The organism is Kitasatospora sp. NPDC051164 (genome assembly GCF_044455625.1).
In the GTDB taxonomy this organism is placed as follows: domain Bacteria; phylum Actinomycetota; class Actinomycetes; order Streptomycetales; family Streptomycetaceae; genus Kitasatospora.
Window position 1 is genome coordinate 1 of the sequence record NZ_JBITFB010000044.1, and the last position, 963, is coordinate 963.

1 protein-coding gene is annotated in these 963 nt (G+C 72.3%); it reads right to left on the reverse strand.

Going from position 1 to position 963, the window contains the following annotated elements:
* Positions 1 to 137 precede the first annotated feature (137 nt).
* A complete protein-coding gene (locus ACIBEC_RS41390; RefSeq protein ID WP_396290265.1) occupies positions 138 to 608 on the reverse strand; it encodes a hypothetical protein in 471 nt (156 codons plus the stop codon).
* Positions 609 to 963 lie beyond the last annotated feature (355 nt).

Genomic DNA, 963 nt, shown 5'->3' on the forward strand with positions numbered 1-963 from the left:
TTCGGGGGGGGGGGCGGGGGGGGGGGCGGGGGGGGGGGCCCCGGGCCCGCCCCCCCCCGCGGGGGGGGGGGGGGGGGGGGTGGTGGGGGGGGCCCCCCCGGGGGGGGGGGGGGCGCCCCCACGGAGAGGGAGCCGGATCAGGCCGGTGGGGTGCCGTTGGGCCAGACGCAGGGCGAGCTGACGTCCAGCTGGAAGATGCGGCTCCCGTCGGCCGCTCCGTCCAGGACGGCGACGAAGTCGTCCTTGGGGTTCTTCATCTTCACCCAGCCGAGATGGGTGTCGGCCTCGACCTGTTGGAAGCCCCGCCCGGTGAGGTAGGTGCGGAAGGCGTCCGCCGCTTGTGTCCTGTCGGGCAGTGGGAGGTCCTCGAAGGTGGCGGACCGCCAAGTCTGCTTCCGGCCGTGCGGACCAACGTTGTTGAGGTCGCACTCCAGATCGCGGAATGGCGCCGGACTCGACACCGGCTTGATGGGCAGATTCGCCAGAATGTCTGTCTGGTAGCTGTCGATCAGTTTCTTCGCCTGGTCTTGCGTCATCGTGGGCTTTGACCGTTCCTTCGCCGTCTCCACCCCACAGGCGTTCAGGCCCAGCGTCGTGATCACCAGCACGGCTGTGACTGCGAACCTCTTGGCCAGTGACGGTGCTGTGGAAGCATGAATCCTGGTGCTCATGAGATCGGCTTTCCCGCGATGGCCTTTCCCATCGCGATGAGGGAGGCGCTGTTGTTGTCCCAGTACCCGCTGTGATCCGTTCCCGGGCTGGTGGGGATTGTCTGCGCGCCGAACTGGGGGACGCTCGGTGGGGAAGGCCGTGCCGAGGTGCGCGCCACCCGTACATGCGAGGCGAGTACGCCGTGGGGGGGCCCGGCGGGGGGGGGGGGGCGCCGGGGGGGAGACCGGGGGACCCCGGGGGGGGGGGGGGGACGCCCCCAACCCCCCCCCCCGGCGCGCGGCGCCGGCCCCC